Below are 18,354 nucleotides of genomic sequence, written 5' to 3'. Positions count from 1 at the left end.
AAATACCCATCAGCCTGGGTGCCCCACCTTCGACGCGCGTTTCTGCGCGGCTAAGGTGGGAGAGCAAAACGCCCATAGCTGCACCAGCCCTAAAGCCGCTCTAAATAAACACCAAACTCATCGGGATCGTCGCCGCGAAGTTCTTTCCCTCGCTCGCCAACTCTCCTGTCTTCGGATTCCGGGCAAATACGGTGATGTAGTTCGAATCTTGATTCGCAACCAGCATCCATCGCTCGGTCGGATCAAGAGTGAAGTGGCGCGGCCTATCCCCTCCCGCGGGAGTGCGCTCGATGGGTATCAGGTCTCCATCCGGGGAATTCACTCGGAATGAGTAGATGAAATTGTTGTCGCGATTGGCAAAGTAAGCGAAGCGTCCATCTCTCGTAAGCAATGTATCGCAGGCCCGAGTAGGCCCCGTGTATCCTTCCGGCAGCAGATTGATTTTCTGCACCTGCTTCAGTGCTCCGCTCGCACGATCCAGTTCAACCACATCGACCGTGGAATCCAGCTCGTTCACCACATAACCGATGTGCCCGTTCGGATGGAAATGCAGCGTTCGCGGACCAGCACCCGGATGAGTGCGGAATGCTCCGGCAGGTTTCAGCTTTGCCGTGGTGACGTCCACGGCGTAGATGTGAATGCAGTCTGAGCCGAGATCATTGATGTAGGCGAATCGTCCATCGGGCGAGAAGCTTGCAAAATGCGCATGCGCCTTCTCTTGACGGCTCGTAACCGGCCCGGAACCCGAGTACGTCTCGCTCCACACTCGATCGATAATCTTTCCTTGCTCGCACAAAAAGCTCGCGGCACTTCCGCCCGCGTAGTCCGCTGCCACCAGTACACGTCCTGTCTCATCAATTGCGACATGACACGTGCCCGGCCCGGCCGAAGGCGCATGCGACATCGGTTCCAGTTCGCTCCCGCGCAACCGAAAACTGGCTACGCCACCTGTAGACTTGCCATCGAAGTTCGGTACCTCGCACGCCGCATACAGATATCGCCGGTCAGGTGACAGCGTGATCCAAACAGGGCGGGGAACTCTCGCCGCGATCTTGCCTCCGGAGAGTTCGCCCGTTGCAGCATTCCATGAGTAGTGCAGGATGCCGTCTTCAGTCCCGGTGCCGACCAGCAGATCCTTAGTCGCGCTATGCGCTAACGCCGCGCGTCTTCCCCGATGCGTCTTCGCCAGCAAATCAAAAGACTGCACGGCGAGCGTTGCGCTGGCAGCCATTATTCCTGCAATGAAGTTGCGTCGATCTAGTTGAAATTCCTCTTCAGTCACTCGCTTCCCCTGGATGCAAGCTGCAGATCAGTCTACAGCATGCACTCAGACGAAAACGGGCTTGTTCTTTCTAGCTCCGCTGAACTGCTGGTGCCAACTCTTCAGCCTCAGCGATCATCGATTCCAGACTCACCCGGATCCCATCGGCCCAGAATGTTTCCTTGGCCGGCTCCAATCCAAACGGCGTGAGCAACTCGAAAATGCTCTTCGTCGCCCCCGAACGAAGCAGGTCCAGGTAAAGCGGCTCAAACTGGCTTCCCAAGCGCTTCTTCTGTGCATACAGACTTTGAGTCAGCAACTCGCCAAACGCATACCCGTACACATAAAACGGCCGATGGAAGTGCGACACGTAGGTCCACAGATGGCTTGTGTTCTCATACGTGAAAACCTCGCCATCCTGGCCATACAATTCCTTCGCCGTCGTCAGCCACAGGTTGTCGAGTTCTTCTGCCGAATGCTTCCGTGGTTCTTCCCACTTCGAATACGTTGAGTCCATACCGTGCAACCGGCGCTCGAAATTGGAGAAGCCAATCTGTCGCACGACCGTGTTCAGCATCCCTTCGATCTTCTGCGTGAGCAGTGCCAACAGAGCCGTGCGATCTCCACTTGCGAGCAGTTGGTCTTTGAGAAAATTGAATGTCGTCATCTCCCCAAACACCGAAGCCGTCTCGCAATATGCAATCGGCGGATGGAACATCAGCGGCCCTTGCTCCTTGCCTGCAAGAATGCCGTGCACGCCATGTCCCAGCTCGTGGGCTAGTGTCATCACATCGTGGTTCGACCCGAGATAGTTCAGGAACGTGAACGACTGCGGCCTGTTTCCCGGCAGTACAAACGAGCAGTTGAAAGCTCCACCGCGCTTGCCCTGCGTTGCTGGAACATCAATGTTGCGCGCTTCAATGAATTCACGAATGATCTTCGTCAGCGTCGGGCTGAAGCTCTCGTAGGCCGACAGGACCGTGGACATCGCATTTTCATACGGCACCACGGTTGTATCCGTAAACGGCATCGGCGCGTTTCGATCGCTCCACTTCAGCGTCTTCATGCCGAGCAACTCGGCCTTGAGTTTGTAATAGCGTCGCGCTAGCGGACCGCCTTCGTGCATAACGGCATTGTGCAGCGCGTCCACAACTTCGTCCGGAATGCGGTTTTCCTTATTCCGCCCGTCCATCGGATTCTTGTAGTGGCGTTCCTTGCGCTCCACCGCGCCTTTTCCGACAATCACCCACAGAGTCTGCGCCGAATACTTTGCAAAGTACCCGCCCAGCCCGTCGTTGATCGATTTCTGTACCTCGGCGCGTAGCGCTGCGTCTTTCGAGTTGCCGAGAATATCGAGCATCTCCGTGAGCGTTTTCTTTTCCGGCTTGCCGTCGCCCGTGTAGTCAAAGCGCAAGTCGGCCTCGCACTCATCGAAGAACTCATCCCACGAACTCGGCCCAAACGGCGAGCGCTTTGTCAGTGCCGACTCCACCTCTTCAGTCAAAAAGTGCGGTTTAAAAATGCGCTGCTGTTCGATCCACGGGCGATGCTTGCGCGCGACTTCGTCCTTCGCGTACCACTCGTCCAGCGTGGTGTCATCGAGCGCAACCAGTTCCAGGTCAAAGAACGTCAGATACTCGCCTTGCACTTGGCTCATAATCTGCTGCGCTTCGGCGACCTTCGCCTTAACGCCTTCGTCCGTGACATCGAGGCTCTGCTTGAGCGAGAGATAGACGAGAATCTTCCCCCCCAGCATGTCTAACTCGGAGTATGCGGTGATCGCGGGGCCAAGCTTCTCGCTCAGCTTGCCTTTGAACTCTTTGCTAAACCGTTCTGCCTGCTTTGTGAACTCTGCGATATCCGCATCAAGCTGTGGATCGCTGATGCCGGTGTAAATGGAAGTCAAATCCCAACGGATGCTGCTGTCGACAATGCTTGTAGTTGTCATGATCTTTGTGAACTCGGAAGGGCTCGAAGTAACCACAGATTCTAACAAACCCAACACTGTGAGATGCTTCCCGCTTCCTCAAAGTTCCACTGGAGGGTGTTAGGGCTGCCAAATCGGTTCTTAGCGCTACGGTTCCTTCAACTGTTAAAGGTCGTCTGTCTCCTGTAACTCCGAATGCAGCCACGGCCAGTGTGCAAGAATCGCCTGTTCATCTGCGTCGAGATCTTCGTGAAAATGATGCGAGTGCGGCACCGGCACGCGAATCATATCGGTCTCAGCAAATTGCTTTTCCTTCAGCTTCGCGCTGATTTCTGCAATCTGTCCATAGGCGTAGATCACGTCATGGCGATCAAACACGAGTTGTCCGGCTGGAGGTGCCGCGAGCCATAAATTGTGCCGCCCGTCATGCCCGAGGTAATTCTCGAAGCGATTCAGCATTCCAAAGACTTCTTCGCGACTGTGCTGTGTCGCCGACTGATACCGTCCTGCCGGAGCTTCGGTTCTAGGCGTAACCAGCACATACAGAACCCATAGCGGCTCAGGCAGTAGCGGCAGCAACTCGCGCAAAAGCTGCACCGGAGCCTCTCCCGGAGCAATCACCAGACGTTCCATTCCGCCCACTACCTGCCGCGCAAAACTCGGATCGTAGCTCCACGCCACATCCTCACCTGCACGCACCGTCCCCAACTTCCATCGTTGCTCATTCATATGGAATATTCTAATTGGCCGCAGAACGCGGGCGCGAGTTAGCTTTCAATGCTTGGGCGCATGTTCTACTCTTGAACAAGCCACATCGAACCTTGAGACACTTGAAACCTGTGACACCTTCTATCATCACCGTCCAGCATGCAACTGCCCATGAAGCTGACGCTGCCTTCTCGTTGATCGAGGAATACTACGAAGCGATCGGGGTAGTAGTGCGGGATGATCGTGCCTCGCTCGAACACTACTTGGAGAGCCCCGATGCCTCTATCTGGATTGCGCTTGCCGACGGCGTTCCTGCCGGAGTAGTTATGCTTCGCCCATTACCGGAGATCCCCAGTGCCGCCGAGGTCAAGCGCCTCTACGTCCGTCCACAGTTTCGCGGGCACCGCATCGCTCACATCCTGATGCAAGAGGCTGAGGAACACGCACGTCGCGAAGGCGTCCAATGGCTCTACCTCGACACCAAGGACGACCTCCACGCCGCCATTCACTTCTACCTGAGTACCGGATACGAGCACTGCCCGCGCTACAACGACAACCCGCAGGCCACCATCTTCATGCGCAAGCGTTTGTAAACTAGAGCAGGTAGTTCGAAATCCCGCCGTCGAACGTGAGGCTGACACCGGTTAGATACTTGATATCGTTCTCAACGATTGACCGCACAAATTTCCCAACTTCATCCGGGCGTCCGGCTCTCTTTAGCGGCAGCCCATTTTCCAGTTTCCCTAGATCGGGGTTCAGCTTGCGCAGTCTGTCGGTAAGTATCGGGCCGAGCGCTATGTTGATGCAGCTAACTTGCCGTTTAGCGAAATGCTTCGTCAGTGCCTTGAGCATCGCCCAGCTTGCGATTCGATAAGAAGCCGAAAGGATCATCTTCTCCGTCGGTTCAGTCACAAGGTGCGACGAAATCAGGAAGATATATCCACCTTCGCGCACTTCCACACGCTGCACCAGCGTTGCAAAACTCACAAAAAGCTGCTGATGATACCGTGCCCACTCGTCGTCTGTAATTGCGAAGAAGTCCTTCTTTGGTGGGCCGCCGGTGTTGAGTACAAGCACATCCGTTTGTGGATTCTGTTTTGCGAAGGCTGCTACCGAGGCCGCATCCGAAGTGTCGATATCTTTGCTCGAAATCGTGGGGACCGTCAGGCCGGCAGCGCGTAACTCCGTCGCGATCGCCGCGCCGACGCCCCGAGAGCTTCCAAGCACCAATGCGTTCTTTTGTGTGGGTTCTGTCATATACGTTGAGCAGGAATTCGATTCGACATCTTTTGTTTCAATCCGTCACCGAGCATAGTTTCTAATCGCCGGATTTCTTTTAGGACCTCAGCTGTCTTGGACAGCGGCACGGCATGATCTTCGTCTTTGTGCTGGATCGGTCGGTCTCCCTTCACGTAGAAGTACATCGCGGAAGGAGCAAAGGCCGTCGCTGCGTACAGGACATTCATGTCGGTGCTGTGAGATCCAAACGCGACGGGAACATGAAAACGTTCGCGCAACCTGGCGATTGCTCGAAGATTCGTGTCCGTGTCGTGATACGAAAGCTGAGTATGTATAAGCGACACTTGCGTCGCCGCCGTTGCCGTTGTTTTAAGAAAGTCTCCGATCTCTTCTTCGTCCGACATCCCGGTGGAAACGTACACTGGCTTACCTGTCGCAATCACTGCCGAAGTCAGATCTAGATTGTTTATGTCCTTGCTTAGAATTTTGTAGAAATCCGTCCCAATCTCGGCGAAGAACCCTACCATTTTTATATCGCAGAGCCCCACGCCAAAAGCGATCTTGGCCTTGTGCATGCGGCTTCGAGCTTCGCGATAATAGTCCGGATCAAGGTACGGTGATTCACCGGCAGGCTGCTTCGCGTAATAGGTTTCCTCGCGAACTTGAAATGTGATCCCGTCCGTACGTGCAGCAGTCAGGGCATCTAGATAGGCATCCGCATAACTTGGGTCGCCCATGTGATTCATTCCAATCTCGGTGACTATGAACATTTTAATTCTGTCCGGCCTTTGGTGTAATCAATCTGTCGCAATAATGGTCCTAAGTCTATACAACGCTGAACTGAAGCACAGAATGCATCGTGGGGTACTCACTCTTTAATCGGTTCGACGATCATGTTTCGGAGAAATTCCTCACGCTCTAGAAACGGCCATAGGTCTTCGAGAGGTTTCGAAACAAAGGTTCCATCACCGCGCTGTTTCGAAGTCATTCTCGGTGCGCGCATTTCACCCGGAATCACCTTCACGTCACAGACCACTGGACCTGGCATTTCCAAAACGCGCTTCACTTGCTCTGCCAGATTCGTCTGATCCTCAATGCATGCTGTGCTAAGACCGTATGCACGTGCAACATCGCAAATATTCGGCAGAGTGAGCCCGGTTCTTTCGTCGCAGCCGATGTTCGGCGTGCCGAAAAAGCTCTCTTGTGTCGTACGAATTGACGAGTACCCGCCGTTGTTCAGGATGAAGAACTTGATCGGCAATTGATAATGAGCAACCGTTGCAAGTTCCTGAATGTTCATCTGGAACCCGCCGTCACCATCTACACAAATCGTGCGACTGCGCCCAGTCGCGAGGCTCACAGCGGTGCTTGCGGCAATGCCGTACCCCATCGCGCCCAGACCTGCGGTATGGAACACTCGCTGCCCTGTCTTTGCAGGATACGCAAATAGAAAAATCTCGATTCCGACTCCAGCACTACCCGACACAATCTGATCACCGGGGTCAGCTACCTGCGAGATCACCTCCGCAAGGTGAAAGACACTCACTGGTCCCTTCGCCCGATGCTCCTCTGTGATCACCGGATAACGCCTCTTCCATTCCAGGCAGCGCTGCTTCCACTGGCTGCGGTCTTTTGCAGCCAGGGATGACTTCTGCGCCAGCACCTCGCGCAGGAAGCGCCCCGCGTCCGCACAGATCGGAAGTTGCACCACGCTCGCCAGTTTGTGAAGCTCTGCCGCATCCACGTCGACCATCGCTTTGAATGCGCCGCGCGCTAGTTGCTTGCTGTTCCAGCCCGCCAATGGCACATCCATGCGCGCGCCCACAATCAGCAAAAAGTCGGAGTTCTGCATCGCAAAATTTACGCCGCGTCCGGCGAGCGTACCCGGGCATCCCATGCACAGCGGATAGTCCTCGCCAAACACATCCATCGCGACCCAAGTGGTACCCACGGGAGCATCTAGCAACGTCGCTATGTCCCGGAATTCCTGTTCGGCATGCGCCAGACGCACTCCATTACCCAGCAGAACAAAGGGTCGCTCCGCGCGATTAAACTGCTCAATCAGTTCATGCACGTGCTCGGACAACTCCGGTGCACTTACGTCCGATTCTTCCGGTGTATAACCCGCGAGAGAGTTTTCGTCGATCGTCGCAGCTTGTACATCCAACGGTAGATCGATCCAGACCGGTCCGGGCCTGCCGCCCTTTGCTAAATGAACGGCCTTTTCCAGATGCATGCGAATTGAAGCTGGGTCTGTTACAGTGACCGCGTACTTGGTCAGCGGCTTCACGACCGAGATGATGTCCAGTTCTTGCGGCCCTCGCTGCCTTACCCCAATCGGAGTTCCGTCTTCGTCATACATCCGGTCGGCACGCTTCACCTGCCCTGAAACAAATAGGCACGGGGTGGAATCCAGCCACGCTCCAGCCACTCCAGTGATGGCGTTTGTTCCACCCGGCCCTGTAGTCACCATGGCAACGCCAAAGTTGTTCGTCGCCTTCGAGTAATTCTCCGCAGCAATTGCCGAAGCCTGCTCGTGATGGTTGCAGATGAACTGGATGCGTTCACAGCGAGCGAGAGAATCATTAAGGTGCATAGCTCCGCCGCCCGTGACCAGGAAAACGTGCTTAACTCCCAGATCGGCGACAAATCGCACTACATAATCGGAAAGCTTCATCGAAGGACGAACTCCAGTCCCGTGCTCGACGGATCTGCAAGCTTCGGGATTTGACCTATTGAAATTGCAGAACACGATGATATCTCACGGAATCAGGAATCGTTACGCGGACAGGTGAACTCCGAAAGAAAGTCTTCCTCGCGTGCTAATGAATTTGGTAAAACCAGACCAGCACTGCTCCGGCATGCAGGACCTTTTAAATGCGATTTAGGCCAACAAAAACGTTTCGGAACGCAATGCGCATGGCTATCGGAGTGCTGCGTGCCGCGACTCAGTCGTCAGAGATCAGGCCAAAGCTGATAACAGTTGACGTATTTGCAACCATACTCAACCGAACCGCCGAGGAGGACGCAGCATGGCGCGCGTCAACGCTTGCTGTCAACCCTGTCCTTCACCGCAATCACTTCCCGGCGCTTCACGGGTTGGAACGATTCCGCCGCGACGTTGAAAGCAAACTCTCGGCCAAACTCATCCGCTGTGGCTGCGATCCTGAGTTCACTCACGCTCATGCCTTTCGCCAGTTACTTTTGGAGGCTGGGTTGAGAGATCTCGCCGAATCCGAACCGGATGCGTTAGCCGCTCTCGAACTTGCCTACGAAGCTGCCCTCACGTATCCAAATGCAGAGCTCGTGAATTGGATTGGGGAACAGTCAGCAAAGGGCCATCGCATTGTGGCGGTCTCCGACACGCGTTACACGAGTGACGAAATCTGTGCCCTCCTCAAGCTTCACCGCGTGACTGGAGTTGCCAAAATCTACACGTCCTCAGAGCACCGGGCGAATAAGTTCAGTGGAACACTATTTGAGCTCGTCGCTCGTGAAGAAAAAGTGCCTCTCTCTGACATTTTGCACACTGGCGATAATCTTCTCTCTGATTGTCTTTCCCCTGCACATCTCGGAATCCGCGTTCGCCGCGTCAAACCTGTTCGCCCCACTTGTTCTGCCCCTCTGCCCGTTGCTCCGCCTCATCCCAATGAGCTTTCGGCCAATTCCTTTGCTGTGGGATACCGTACATTCGGGCCAATTTTTGTCTCCTTTGTTCGGCTACTACTCAACAAAGCCGTTCAGGATGGAGTTGACCATCTCGCCTTTCTTGCTCGCGATGGTGAGTTACCGCTTGAGATTGCTCGCATCATCGTCGCTCAGCAACCAGAGGCTTCCTTCAACCTTAGTTATCTCTACCTGTCCCGCCGCTCCGTGGCATGCGCCTTCAACGAAATGTGTACCGGAGATATTCACAGCATTGATTGCGCGCTTCATGAGGTTTCAATCATCGGACGTGGCAGCACTCAGTTCGAACGCCTCTGTGCCATGTACGCGCTGCCCCTCGACCTGCTGACTCGTGAGGCGCATCGGTTGGGTGTCAACGTACAAAGCAATGAGGGGATCCGGGCATTGCTCTCTGATTCGACGACGGCCGCGACGCTCCGAAACTACATTGCCGATCAACGCAATCTTCTTGTTCGCTATTTAGGGCAGGAAGGTGTTTTGAATCGAAACTCGGCGCTGGTCGATCTCGGTTGGCGCGGGTCGATTCAGAGGGCAATTTCGAAACTGTCGCTGCCTGTTGATGCCTTCCCGCCGCGCGGCTATTACCTAGGCCTTTGGAACGAAGTTCACAGGGTGTCTCCCGCAGGCAAAGCCGTTGGTATTCTGTGCGATCAGCGAGTAGGGTCGACACTTCTTGAGGCTGCTGCCTGGCATGCAGCTTATCTGCTTGAGTCCATCTGCCGGGCTGATCATGGCATGGCAGTTGGTTTTGAGCAGCAGTCCGATGGCGCCGTTCGTCCCTTATTGTGTGAACGGGGCGCTACCCGCGAAGCGGAGCGTGAGTCCGGTTCCGTGCGGAACTGCGTGCGCGAAGGAGTTCTGGCGTATGCGCGCTGGTTCGCTTCACAAGCAGCCTGCGCCCCTCCTCGCGAGCATCAGGTTCGCCTCGCCGCTCAGAAACGTCTTTTTCAACTGGCGTTTTTCCCAAGTGCGAAGGAGCGAAACCTCGGACATCAACTTGTACATACAGAGCCGACCAGTGATGAGTGGTCCTCACCTCTGATTCTCGCCCACGGTCATGGTCTTTCAGGATGGCTGCGCGGTGCTCGTTCCCCGTGGAAGGGCGGGTACTTTCAAGACACCGGCGGTTTTCCGCTAGCTGCCCTCTACTGCCTCGCCGAGCAGGCCGTGGGGCTGCTTCCCCCCGGAACCAAGCTGAAGCTTCGCAACCTGCTCGTGAAATGATGGTCCCGTGAGTCGTCATCCCGGATTCCCAGCCTGCCCTCGCTACAACGACAACCCGCAGGCTACCATCTTCATGCGCAAGCAGCTGTAGGTCGTTCCGGACTCACGCTCCCTGAATCCAAAACCTCGGGCTCGACTATAATTAGGTCAGTCGCACCCCCTTGAGACCTGTGCTGTGTCCCTCGCACTGCGAGGGCGCCCCGGCGCAACGTCAAGGCATGAGGATGCCCCGCATCCTGTCTGGAGATTCATGTTCGAAGTTACTGTGCAAGATACTTTTTCGTCCGGCCACTACCTGCGCAACTACAAGGGAAAGTGCGAGAACCCGCATGGCCACAACTACCGGGTTCGCGTCACTCTGCAGGGCAAGGAACTCGATAGCGCCGGACTTCTGCTCGATTTCAAGGAATTGAAGCTGGTGATGAAGCCCGTCGTTGACTATCTCGATCACAAGATGATCAACGACATTGAGCCGTTCACACGTCTCAATCCCACAGCTGAAAATCTGGCCAAGTATTTCTTTGACGAGTGCAACACTGGTCTCAAGAAGACCACCGAAGGCCGCGTCAGCGTGAAGCAGGTCACCATTTGGGAGACCGACACGTCCATCGCGACCTACTACGAATAGGCCTAACAGGCAAAATGCACATTATCGAGATTTACAAATCGCTGCAGGGCGAGAGTTCCTTCGCAGGGCTCCCCTGCATTTTCGTGCGCCTAGCAGGATGCAATCTTCGCTGCGCCTGGTGTGATTCGGAGTATACGTTTTCCGGCGGACATAAGATGTCTTCGGACGAGATTATCGCCGAGGTTCAGCGCCTCTCGCCCGCTGGCGGCCTCGTCGAGATTACCGGCGGCGAGCCCATGCTCCAGGAGCGCGAACTCGTTCCATTCATGCAGCAGTTGCTCTCGCTTGGCTATGAACTGCTGATCGAAACCAGCGGCGAGCGGCCACTTGAGTCCGTGCCATCGCAGGTTCACAAGATCGTTGATGTGAAGTGTCCGGGCAGCGGCGAGCATCTGCGTTTCCGAATTAAGAATCTCGCCACGCTCACCACAGGCGACGAACTCAAGTTCGTTCTCGCATCGCGTGAAGACTACGAGTACGCCCGGGACTTTATCCGTCGCCATCAACTGGAAGCGGCCAGCATCATCTTCTCCCCAGCGTTCCGCAAGGGAGCCACTGGCACGCGCAGCACCGAAAACTGCCTGCTTGATCCTCGCGAACTTGCCGACTGGATGCTGGCCGACAACATCAACGCGCGGCTCGGACTCCAGATTCACAAGTTCATATGGGAGCCGCAACTCAAGGGCGTATAGAGATCACATCGAAAGACAAGGAAAATGAGCGATATCAAAACCGTCGTCACACTCTCCGGAGGAATGGATTCCACAGTTTGCGCCACGCTCGCCGTTCGCGACCGCGGACCGGAGCATGTTGCTGCCTTACATGTTTCCTACGGACAGCGCACCGAAGCTCGTGAGCAGCGTGCTTTTCAGGAGATCTGCGATCGCCTCGGCATCCAGCGCCGCCTCATGGTGCGCGACCAGGCTCTCAGCCAGATCGGCGGATCGGCGCTTACGGACTCGTCTCTGGCCGTGCCTGACGCGGGTCCGGAGATTGGTGCCCATGTGCCCATCACCTATGTCCCTTTCCGCAATGCCCATTTTCTGTCCGTCGCTGTGAGCTGGGCTGAGGTCGTCGGAGCCAGCGACATCTACATCGGAGCCGTTGCCCAGGACAGTTCCGGCTACCCCGATTGCCGTCCCGAGTACTACGAGGCGTTCAATCGTTTGATCCAGGCCGGCACCAAAGAGGGAAACATCACAATCAAAACGCCTTTGATTGCCATGAAGAAGTTAGAGATCGTCAAGCTAGGTCTGGAACTACATGCACCGTTCGAGCTAACATGGTCGTGCTACAGCCGGGAAGATCGTGCCTGCGGTATCTGTGAGAGCTGCGCCTTGCGTTTGCGCGCCTTTGAAGCTGCGGGTACTTCTGATCCCATTCCTTATCTGGCGCCTGCCATTTAGCAGGAAGCCAAGAGGTGCGCGTGGCAACCAGACACTTTCTCCGCTGGAGGCGGGAAATGACAAAACGCATAGCACTCCTACTCCTGGCAATTTCTATTTGTGCCACTGCTGCTTTCGCGCAGTTCACCACCTCGGTAAAAGGCAATTGTAAAGACACGGAAGGCAAGCCCGTCGTTGGTGGCACGGTCGAGTATTACAACCTCGACAACGGCCACAAAATGAACGTCAAGACCAACGAACGCGGTGATTACTTCACCATGGGAATCACCTCGGGCAAGTACAAGGTCACGCTGAACGGACCCGACGGCAAGCAACTCTACTTCTTCAACAACGTAGTCATTTCTGCCTCGGGCGACAACGTCATCGACTTTGACCTCGCCAAGATCGCTGCCGAAACCGCGAAGACCACTGGCGTAACTGAGGCACAGCGCAAAGAATACGAGAAGGCCAAGAAGGAAAACGATAAGATCAAGGGCCTTAACGGAATGCTTACGCAAGCGACCGAGTTGAAGAAGCAGGGCAAGTATGACGAAGCCGTGGCGATCCTTGAGCAGGCTGCCGCCCAGGATCAGACCCACGACGTCATTTACGGCTCGCTGGCCGATGCATATCTCAATGACAAGAAGTTCCCGGAAGCTGAGACTGCATACAACAAAGCCATCGAACTTGCGCCCGCAACCTCGAAGTCTATTGGCATGTATCACAACGGTCTCGCCTCTGCTCTCTTGAAGCAGGGAAAGACCGCCCCAGCTATGGCCGAGTTCGATAAGGCCGCCCAGCTTGACCCGCCGAACGCCGGCATGTACTACTTCAACGAAGGTGCGGTTCTCACAAACCAGGGTAAGGCTGACGAGGCCAATCAGGCATTTGACAAGGCAATCGCCGCCGACCCGACCCGTCCGGATCCTTACTACCAGAAAGGCGTAAACCTTCTCAGCAAGGCCAGCCTTAAGGATGGCAAGATGGTTCCGGCTCCCGGTACCACCGATGCATTGAACAAGTACCTTGAGCTGGCTCCTGATGGCAAGTATGCCCAGGCTGCCAAGGACCTGCTCGCCTCGCTCGGAGCTCCGGTTCAAACCACATTCGGCAGCTCGAAAAAGGGCAAGAAGTAGCTATTCAGTAGATTGCTGCATATACAAAGGGCGGCCACATTCGGTTCGCCCTTTTTCCATTCAATGTTCTCGATGCTTGATTACTGAATCATGGCGATCCGATCCAGTTCGCGCTGCATAACCTCAAGCGAGCACCCCGACCCTTCCACTGTGAAAGCGGCCGCACGTGCTTCTTCCGGAGAGACCCCATAGCCGCGTCCCGCCAGAAATGCTTGCATCAACTCCGCCGCATCGCGGGCGTCCAACCCGCTCTGTAACAGCTCGCTGCGCAATTCCGCAATTTCCAGAATCGAGAACTTTTCGACGTTCATTGGGTCACCTCCACATACATCAAGTAACCCTTTGGATGGAAAAAGGTCGCGCTTGGGTGCAGGCATTCTTCACCTCCAGCAATCGCCGGGTCCCAAAGTCGGAATCGACCGTTGGGAGTCATCTCACTCGCATCTTCGAGCAACGCGAGTCGGGGTTAGCTAATTCATCGGCAACACCTACCGGAAACATCATCGAATTACGAGATGGTTTCGAAAGTGCGATGTATACATGTCGCCAGGAATCGGCTGATTGGCTCCCCCTGAATGCAACATTTTCAAGCCTTCCTCCATCCTGCAGTGCCGTCTACAATCTTCGGTGTATGCGGCAAGCATGGATATTCCTGTTCTTCCTACAAGCAGCATTTGCGCAATCGGGTCTCCTGAGTAACAAGATCGCCTCTATCTCAGAGGCGGCCCATGGCCATGTCGGCGTCGCGTGCTCATACACGCTCGTGCCACTGGACTGCAACTGGAACGCGCATTCCAAGTTCCCAATGCAATCGGTTTACAAGCTACCAATCGCGATGGCGGTTTTGGATGCAGTCGAGCACGGCAAGCTGTCTCTTACATCTTCGGTTCGATTCCTGCCCTCTGACTTGATTTCCCCGCACCAACACAGCCCTTTTGGCAAGCAATATCCGAAGGCAAATGTGGATGTGAAGTTGGAGGAACTGCTTCGGTTGGCAGTATCCGAAAGCGACGGAATCGCCTCCGACATACTGTTGCGCCAAATTGGCGGCCCGTCCGCTGCCAACACATACGTTCGGAGTCTCGGGATCAAGGGGATTGAGATCCGGAGTACAGAGAAGAAGTTGGGTCAGGATCCACGTGCCCAATACCGAAACTACGCTGAGCCCGCCGCAATGGTGCAACTTCTGGAACGCTTGGCCAATCGATCTCCGCTATCCCCAGAACACACGGCCATGCTCCTGAAGTGGATGACCGAAACCGAGACCGGTACACGAAGGATTAAGGGTCTCTTGCCACCCGGAACGCCAGTCGCACACAAGACGGGAACTTCGTCGACCGACGGAGGATTCACACCCGCCACAAATGATCTCGGACTCGTGACGTTGCCCAACGGACAGCAACTGGCGATAGCCGTGTTCGTGTCCGACTCGTATGCCACCGAAAGCGTTCGTGATGGTGTCATCGCGCGTATTGCGCGGGCCATCTGGGATGCTTCGCTGGACGCTGCACATAGAACGGATCAACAACACTGATTTCCGCCCGCTTTCCAAAGTGGGCGACGCATCCTGCATCCATAGACGTTCCAAGAATGGGATCGAATCTGAAAGTCCGTTTTCTTGGCAGAGGTGCTCGTTGCGGATGTAACATCTCTGCCATGCAATTCCGAACGCTGTGTGGCATAACGCTGTTCGTAGTTGTGGCATCCGCTGCGGTTTTTGCGGAAACCGGTTTTCTCCAGCGTACAGTTCAAGTGGATGGTTCAGTTTATCGCTATTCTGTCTACGTCCCGGCGGCTTGGACCGCTCAAAAGACGTGGCCCATCATCCTCTCTCTGCACGGTTCAATCGAACGTGGGGATGATGGTGTTACTCAGAGTTATGTCGGTCTAGGCAGCGCGGTTCGCAAATACCCCGAACGTTTTCCGGCCGTGATCGTGATGCCACAGTGCCGAAAGGATGACTCGTGGGGATCACCTTCCATGGAGGCCCAGGCGCTCGCCGCACTGGAAGCCGCGACGAAGGAGTTCAATGGTGATCGACTGCGCACCTATCTGACTGGATTCTCCATGGGCGGATACGGAACTTGGACCATCGCCGCCCACCATCCGGACCGCTTCGCAGCACTGGTGGTTATCTGTGGCGGGATCATATGGCCAGCACCTGAACCAGAGCCAGACCCGAACGATAATCCCTATGCCCAAACCGCGCGGATGGTGGCGAGCATTCCCGTCTGGGTCTTTCATGGTGATGCGGACAGGAATGTTCTGGTGACCGAATCCCGCAGAATGGTCATAGCACTTAAGGCGCTGCACGCTGATGTTAGATACACGGAGTACAAGCACGCTGGGCATTTCATCTGGGATCGAAGCTACGAAGAAGATCAACTTCCCGAATGGCTCTTTAGTCACCACCTAAAGATGTCATCCGGAGCGTGATCAGAAACCCTCGAATTGTTTTCCCAAGGTCGCGCTAGCGGGTGGGGCGCTATTCGCAGAGATTACTCCGCCTCTTGGGGCAGCAGAACCGGGATTTCATCCTGTATACGGTAGCGCTTATCACATTGCGTGCAGCGCAGACTCGTGAAGTCGGCATTGATGCGCAGAGTACCATGGCATATAGGGCAAACCACTATTTTCACAAGCTTAGCGGGAATCATGGTGCCCATTGTAATCGCTCAAGCTCTCACTTCCGGCTCCAATCCGGTACACTAGGATCAATTCATCCCTTTTCGTCTTGGGAGACACCTGTTATGCCCGCAATCGTGCTCGACGGAAACCTGTACTCGTCACAAATCAAGTCCGAAATTGCCGAAGAGGTTAAGCGAATGACTCTCGCCGATCTTCGACCTGGGCTTGCCGCGGTTCTTGTGGGCAACAATCCTGCATCGCAGACCTACGTTCGAAACAAGGTTCGCACCTGCGAGGAACTGGGCATTTTCAGCGAACTCATCACCCCGCCGGATACCATCACCACCGACGAACTCGTGGCAATGATTGAGCAACTCAATGCCCGCGACGAGATCGATGGCATTCTCGTCCAACTTCCCCTGCCCGCGCACATTGACGCCAAGCGCGTTCTTCTCGCAGTTTCCCCCGACAAGGATGTGGATGGATTCCACCCGGTGAACGTGGGAAATCTCAGCACGCAACGTCCCGGACTCGTGCCCTGCACTCCGGCCGGATGCATGGAAATTCTGCGCAGAGCCAACATCCCCGTCGAAGGTCAGGAAGCGGTCGTTGTCGGACGCAGTGACATTGTCGGCAAGCCGATCGCTATGTTGCTGACTAATGCCAATGCCACCGTCACCATCTGCCACTCGCGCACGCGGGATCTTCCGGCTGTATGCCGCCGTGGAGACATACTTATCGCCGCCATTGGACGCCCCGGATTCATCACCACCGAATTCGTGAAGCCCGGCGCGACGATTCTCGACGTGGGAATCAATCACCTCACCGACCCGGTTCTTTTTGAACGCTTTTTCAAAGGCGACGAAAAACGTGAAAAGCAGTTTGCGAGTAAGGGCAGCACACTCATTGGCGATTGCGACCCTCGCGTTACGCGCGTGGCCGGAGCCTGCACACCGGTTCCTGGCGGAGTCGGCAAGCTGACCATCGCGATGCTCATGAGCAATACGGTAAAGGCCTGCAAGCTTCGCCGCGGTGCCAAGCTGGAAACCGCAGTCGAGGGCTAAACCACTCCAGCCCCGCTCCCCCGGCCAGTTCGCCCATCGGAACGCAACTTTCTCCGGGGCTGCGCGTCTATACTTATGCTTGTGAAACAGGCATCACTTATGAAAGCTCTCAGACCCTTTGTTCTCGGAGTGCTGCTTGCGGCGGCATTCTTCCTGTACACAACGCATCGATTTGGCCCGGCTGCCTCGTGGGTCACACGCGAACCTGTGCACATCACCGAGGCCCAGGCCGCCCCCGCGCTCGATGGCGAAGAGCAGAACAATGTCGATGTCTACAAGCGCGTCGTCCCCTCGGTCGTGAACATCACGTCCACCTCGGTTTCCTATGATTTCTTCTTCGGACCGCAGGCGCAGCAGGGTGCCGGATCCGGCTTCGTAATCGATCGAGAAGGCCATATCCTCACCAACTACCATGTCATCGAAGGCGCGCGTAAGCTCGAAGTCATTCTCGAGAACAAGAAGCACTATCCCGCCACGGTCGTGGGCGGAGACAAGTCTCACGATCTCGCTGTGATCCAGATCCATGCTCCGAACCTGCAGCCTGCCATACTGGGCAACAGCTCTGGCCTTCAGGTCGGGCAAAAAGTGCTCGCTATCGGCAATCCGTTCGGCATCTTCAACGGAACAATGACGCGCGGCATTGTCAGCTCTATCCGCCAAGTGCAGGAACCCGACGGTACCTACATCGACGAAGCCATCCAGACCGACGCTGCCATCAACCCAGGTAACTCCGGCGGCCCACTGCTCAACTCTCACGGCGAAGTCATCGGCATCAACACCATGATCGCCTCTGCCAGCGGAGGCAATTCCGGCGTCGGCTTTGCGATTCCCATCAATGCTGCCAAGGCCGTGCTCAACGATCTAGTGCAGTACGGACGCGTCCGCCGTCCAACGCTCGGGATTCGTCCTCTGCCTGTTCCAATGAACCGTGAACTGGCCGAGCAACTCGATCTTCCCACGGACAGCGGAGTTCTCGTGATGCAGGTTGTTCCCGGATCTGCTGCTGCCCGCGCCGGCATCCAGGGCGGCAACCAGCGTGTTTACTACGGAAACTACGAGATCATCATCGGAGGCGACCTGATCGTCGAAATCGACGGCCAGAAGGTCAACGATGTGCAGGATCTCGCGCATATCATGAACAACCATCGCTCCGGCGACACCGTCGCGATCGTCTACTATCACGGCAAGAATCGCAAAACTGCCAAAGTGCAGCTAGACGAAGCCCGCGCAGGCTCCAGAGGCGCTTAACTCACTCATCATGCCCAGGTTCGCGCCTTCCGTTGGCGTTAGCCTGGGCAGATGAACACTTGGCATGATCACCCTCCCTCGCCCTGTTTGCATTTGATCGTGGTTTGAGATGTCATTCTAAGCGAAGGAAGGATGACAGTCGCCGCTCCCATCTTCACTTCCACCCAGATATTCAATTGACCTGCCAGTTACGTCCTCGCAGCTTCGCGCCTATGTTTG

General features: G+C 55.6%; 18 protein-coding genes. 10 read left to right on the top strand and 8 right to left on the bottom strand.

Going from position 1 to position 18,354, the window contains the following annotated elements:
* Positions 1–100: 100 nt before the first annotated feature.
* The 3 genes from AC6IZD_RS17205 to AC6IZD_RS17195 form a co-directional block, all read right to left on the bottom strand.
* Positions 101–1,231 carry a lactonase family protein gene (locus tag AC6IZD_RS17205; RefSeq protein ID WP_497784746.1) on the bottom strand — a complete coding sequence of 377 codons (1,131 nt, stop codon included), beginning with the start codon at positions 1,229–1,231 and terminating at the stop codon, positions 101–103.
* Between the two features lie 121 nt (positions 1,232–1,352).
* Positions 1,353–3,209 carry a M3 family oligoendopeptidase gene (locus AC6IZD_RS17200; RefSeq protein ID WP_497784744.1) on the bottom strand — a complete coding sequence of 619 codons (1,857 nt, stop codon included), beginning with the start codon at positions 3,207–3,209 and terminating at the stop codon, positions 1,353–1,355.
* Positions 3,210–3,353: 144 nt separating this feature from the next.
* Positions 3,354–3,917 (bottom strand): hypothetical protein, encoded by a 564-nt coding sequence (locus AC6IZD_RS17195; protein WP_497784743.1) that lies wholly within the window; start codon positions 3,915–3,917, stop codon positions 3,354–3,356.
* A gap of 110 nt (positions 3,918–4,027) precedes the next feature.
* Here AC6IZD_RS17195 and AC6IZD_RS17190 point away from each other — a divergent pair, with 110 nt between their 5' ends.
* Positions 4,028–4,489: a GNAT family N-acetyltransferase gene (locus tag AC6IZD_RS17190; RefSeq protein ID WP_497784741.1), complete on the top strand. Its 462-nt coding sequence runs from the start codon at positions 4,028–4,030 to the stop codon at positions 4,487–4,489.
* A gap of 1 nt (position 4,490) precedes the next feature.
* Here AC6IZD_RS17190 and AC6IZD_RS17185 read toward each other — a convergent pair whose 3' ends face one another.
* The 3 genes from AC6IZD_RS17185 to AC6IZD_RS17175 all read right to left on the bottom strand — a co-directional run bounded on the left by AC6IZD_RS17185 (position 4,491) and on the right by AC6IZD_RS17175 (position 7,812).
* Positions 4,491–5,153 (bottom strand): SDR family oxidoreductase, encoded by a 663-nt coding sequence (locus AC6IZD_RS17185; RefSeq protein ID WP_497784739.1) that lies wholly within the window; start codon positions 5,151–5,153, stop codon positions 4,491–4,493.
* A complete protein-coding gene (locus AC6IZD_RS17180) occupies positions 5,150–5,905 on the bottom strand; it encodes an N-acetylneuraminate synthase family protein (protein WP_497784737.1) in 756 nt (251 codons plus the stop codon). Before AC6IZD_RS17180 ends, AC6IZD_RS17185 begins: the two co-directional genes overlap by 4 nt.
* A gap of 98 nt (positions 5,906–6,003) precedes the next feature.
* Positions 6,004–7,812, bottom strand: a complete 1,809-nt coding sequence (locus tag AC6IZD_RS17175) for a thiamine pyrophosphate-binding protein (protein WP_497784735.1) — start codon at positions 7,810–7,812, stop codon at positions 6,004–6,006.
* A 200-nt stretch (positions 7,813–8,012) separates the two neighbouring features.
* On the opposite strand from AC6IZD_RS17175, the gene AC6IZD_RS17170 reads away from it, so the two are divergent.
* The 5 genes from AC6IZD_RS17170 (at position 8,013) to AC6IZD_RS17150 (ending at position 13,195) form a co-directional block, all read left to right on the top strand.
* Positions 8,013–10,046, top strand: coding sequence for a hypothetical protein (locus tag AC6IZD_RS17170; protein ID WP_497784733.1), 2,034 nt, complete (start codon positions 8,013–8,015; stop codon positions 10,044–10,046).
* A gap of 250 nt (positions 10,047–10,296) precedes the next feature.
* Positions 10,297–10,674 carry a 6-carboxytetrahydropterin synthase QueD gene (queD, locus tag AC6IZD_RS17165; protein ID WP_497784732.1) on the top strand — a complete coding sequence of 126 codons (378 nt, stop codon included), beginning with the start codon at positions 10,297–10,299 and terminating at the stop codon, positions 10,672–10,674.
* Between the two features lie 14 nt (positions 10,675–10,688).
* On the top strand, positions 10,689–11,366 hold the full coding sequence (locus AC6IZD_RS17160; RefSeq protein WP_497784730.1) for a radical SAM protein: 678 nt from the start codon (positions 10,689–10,691) through the stop codon (positions 11,364–11,366).
* Between the two features lie 24 nt (positions 11,367–11,390).
* Complete coding sequence (gene queC, locus AC6IZD_RS17155) at positions 11,391–12,080, top strand: 7-cyano-7-deazaguanine synthase QueC (protein WP_497784729.1); 690 nt, start codon at positions 11,391–11,393, stop codon at positions 12,078–12,080.
* Between the two features lie 56 nt (positions 12,081–12,136).
* Positions 12,137–13,195: a carboxypeptidase-like regulatory domain-containing protein gene (locus AC6IZD_RS17150; protein WP_497784727.1), complete on the top strand. Its 1,059-nt coding sequence runs from the start codon at positions 12,137–12,139 to the stop codon at positions 13,193–13,195.
* An 80-nt stretch (positions 13,196–13,275) separates the two neighbouring features.
* Here the strand turns inward: AC6IZD_RS17150 and AC6IZD_RS17145 are convergent, their stop codons facing one another.
* Complete coding sequence (locus AC6IZD_RS17145; protein ID WP_497784725.1) at positions 13,276–13,506, bottom strand: hypothetical protein; 231 nt, start codon at positions 13,504–13,506, stop codon at positions 13,276–13,278.
* Positions 13,507–13,541: 35 nt separating this feature from the next.
* Between AC6IZD_RS17145 and bla the strand changes: the two genes are divergently transcribed.
* A complete protein-coding gene (bla, locus tag AC6IZD_RS17140; RefSeq protein WP_497784724.1) occupies positions 13,542–14,729 on the top strand; it encodes a class A beta-lactamase in 1,188 nt (395 codons plus the stop codon).
* 122 nt (positions 14,730–14,851) lie between these two features.
* Positions 14,852–15,631 carry a carboxylesterase family protein gene (locus AC6IZD_RS17135; RefSeq protein WP_497784723.1) on the top strand — a complete coding sequence of 260 codons (780 nt, stop codon included), beginning with the start codon at positions 14,852–14,854 and terminating at the stop codon, positions 15,629–15,631.
* A 62-nt stretch (positions 15,632–15,693) separates the two neighbouring features.
* On the opposite strand, the gene AC6IZD_RS17130 is transcribed toward AC6IZD_RS17135, so the two are convergent.
* A complete protein-coding gene (locus AC6IZD_RS17130; protein ID WP_497787599.1) occupies positions 15,694–15,852 on the bottom strand; it encodes a Trm112 family protein in 159 nt (52 codons plus the stop codon).
* Positions 15,853–15,945: 93 nt separating this feature from the next.
* On the opposite strand from AC6IZD_RS17130, the gene AC6IZD_RS17125 reads away from it, so the two are divergent.
* Together AC6IZD_RS17125 and AC6IZD_RS17120 are read left to right on the top strand one after the other, a co-directional pair.
* Positions 15,946–16,887, top strand: coding sequence for a bifunctional 5,10-methylenetetrahydrofolate dehydrogenase/5,10-methenyltetrahydrofolate cyclohydrolase (locus AC6IZD_RS17125; RefSeq protein ID WP_497784722.1), 942 nt, complete (start codon positions 15,946–15,948; stop codon positions 16,885–16,887).
* Positions 16,888–16,986: 99 nt separating this feature from the next.
* Positions 16,987–18,135, top strand: a complete 1,149-nt coding sequence (locus AC6IZD_RS17120) for a S1C family serine protease (RefSeq protein WP_497784721.1) — start codon at positions 16,987–16,989, stop codon at positions 18,133–18,135.
* Positions 18,136–18,354 lie beyond the last annotated feature (219 nt).

The sequence above is a fragment of the Koromonas humicola genome, assembly GCF_059726255.1.
This window is presented reverse-complemented; position numbering and strand designations above follow the sequence as displayed.

Excerpts from the sequence above, each read along its gene's own strand:
- AC6IZD_RS17205 (WP_497784746.1), bottom strand. The coding sequence starts at position 1,231 with ATGGCTGCCAGCGCAACGCTCGCCGTGCAGTCTTTTGATTTGCTGGCG.
- AC6IZD_RS17200 (WP_497784744.1), bottom strand. The coding sequence starts at position 3,209 with ATGACAACTACAAGCATTGTCGACAGCAGCATCCGTTGGGATTTGACT.
- AC6IZD_RS17195 (WP_497784743.1), bottom strand. The coding sequence starts at position 3,917 with ATGAATGAGCAACGATGGAAGTTGGGGACGGTGCGTGCAGGTGAGGAT.
- AC6IZD_RS17185 (WP_497784739.1), bottom strand. The coding sequence starts at position 5,153 with ATGACAGAACCCACACAAAAGAACGCATTGGTGCTTGGAAGCTCTCGG.
- AC6IZD_RS17180 (WP_497784737.1), bottom strand. The coding sequence starts at position 5,905 with ATGTTCATAGTCACCGAGATTGGAATGAATCACATGGGCGACCCAAGT.
- AC6IZD_RS17175 (WP_497784735.1), bottom strand. The coding sequence starts at position 7,812 with ATGAAGCTTTCCGATTATGTAGTGCGATTTGTCGCCGATCTGGGAGTT.
- AC6IZD_RS17170 (WP_497784733.1), top strand. The coding sequence starts at position 8,013 with ATGCGATTTAGGCCAACAAAAACGTTTCGGAACGCAATGCGCATGGCT.
- queD (WP_497784732.1), top strand. The coding sequence starts at position 10,297 with ATGTTCGAAGTTACTGTGCAAGATACTTTTTCGTCCGGCCACTACCTG.
- AC6IZD_RS17160 (WP_497784730.1), top strand. The coding sequence starts at position 10,689 with ATGCACATTATCGAGATTTACAAATCGCTGCAGGGCGAGAGTTCCTTC.
- queC (WP_497784729.1), top strand. The coding sequence starts at position 11,391 with ATGAGCGATATCAAAACCGTCGTCACACTCTCCGGAGGAATGGATTCC.
- AC6IZD_RS17150 (WP_497784727.1), top strand. The coding sequence starts at position 12,137 with ATGACAAAACGCATAGCACTCCTACTCCTGGCAATTTCTATTTGTGCC.
- AC6IZD_RS17145 (WP_497784725.1), bottom strand. The coding sequence starts at position 13,506 with ATGAACGTCGAAAAGTTCTCGATTCTGGAAATTGCGGAATTGCGCAGC.
- bla (WP_497784724.1), top strand. The coding sequence starts at position 13,542 with ATGGAAAAAGGTCGCGCTTGGGTGCAGGCATTCTTCACCTCCAGCAAT.
- AC6IZD_RS17135 (WP_497784723.1), top strand. The coding sequence starts at position 14,852 with ATGCAATTCCGAACGCTGTGTGGCATAACGCTGTTCGTAGTTGTGGCA.
- AC6IZD_RS17130 (WP_497787599.1), bottom strand. The coding sequence starts at position 15,852 with ATGATTCCCGCTAAGCTTGTGAAAATAGTGGTTTGCCCTATATGCCAT.
- AC6IZD_RS17125 (WP_497784722.1), top strand. The coding sequence starts at position 15,946 with ATGCCCGCAATCGTGCTCGACGGAAACCTGTACTCGTCACAAATCAAG.
- AC6IZD_RS17120 (WP_497784721.1), top strand. The coding sequence starts at position 16,987 with ATGAAAGCTCTCAGACCCTTTGTTCTCGGAGTGCTGCTTGCGGCGGCA.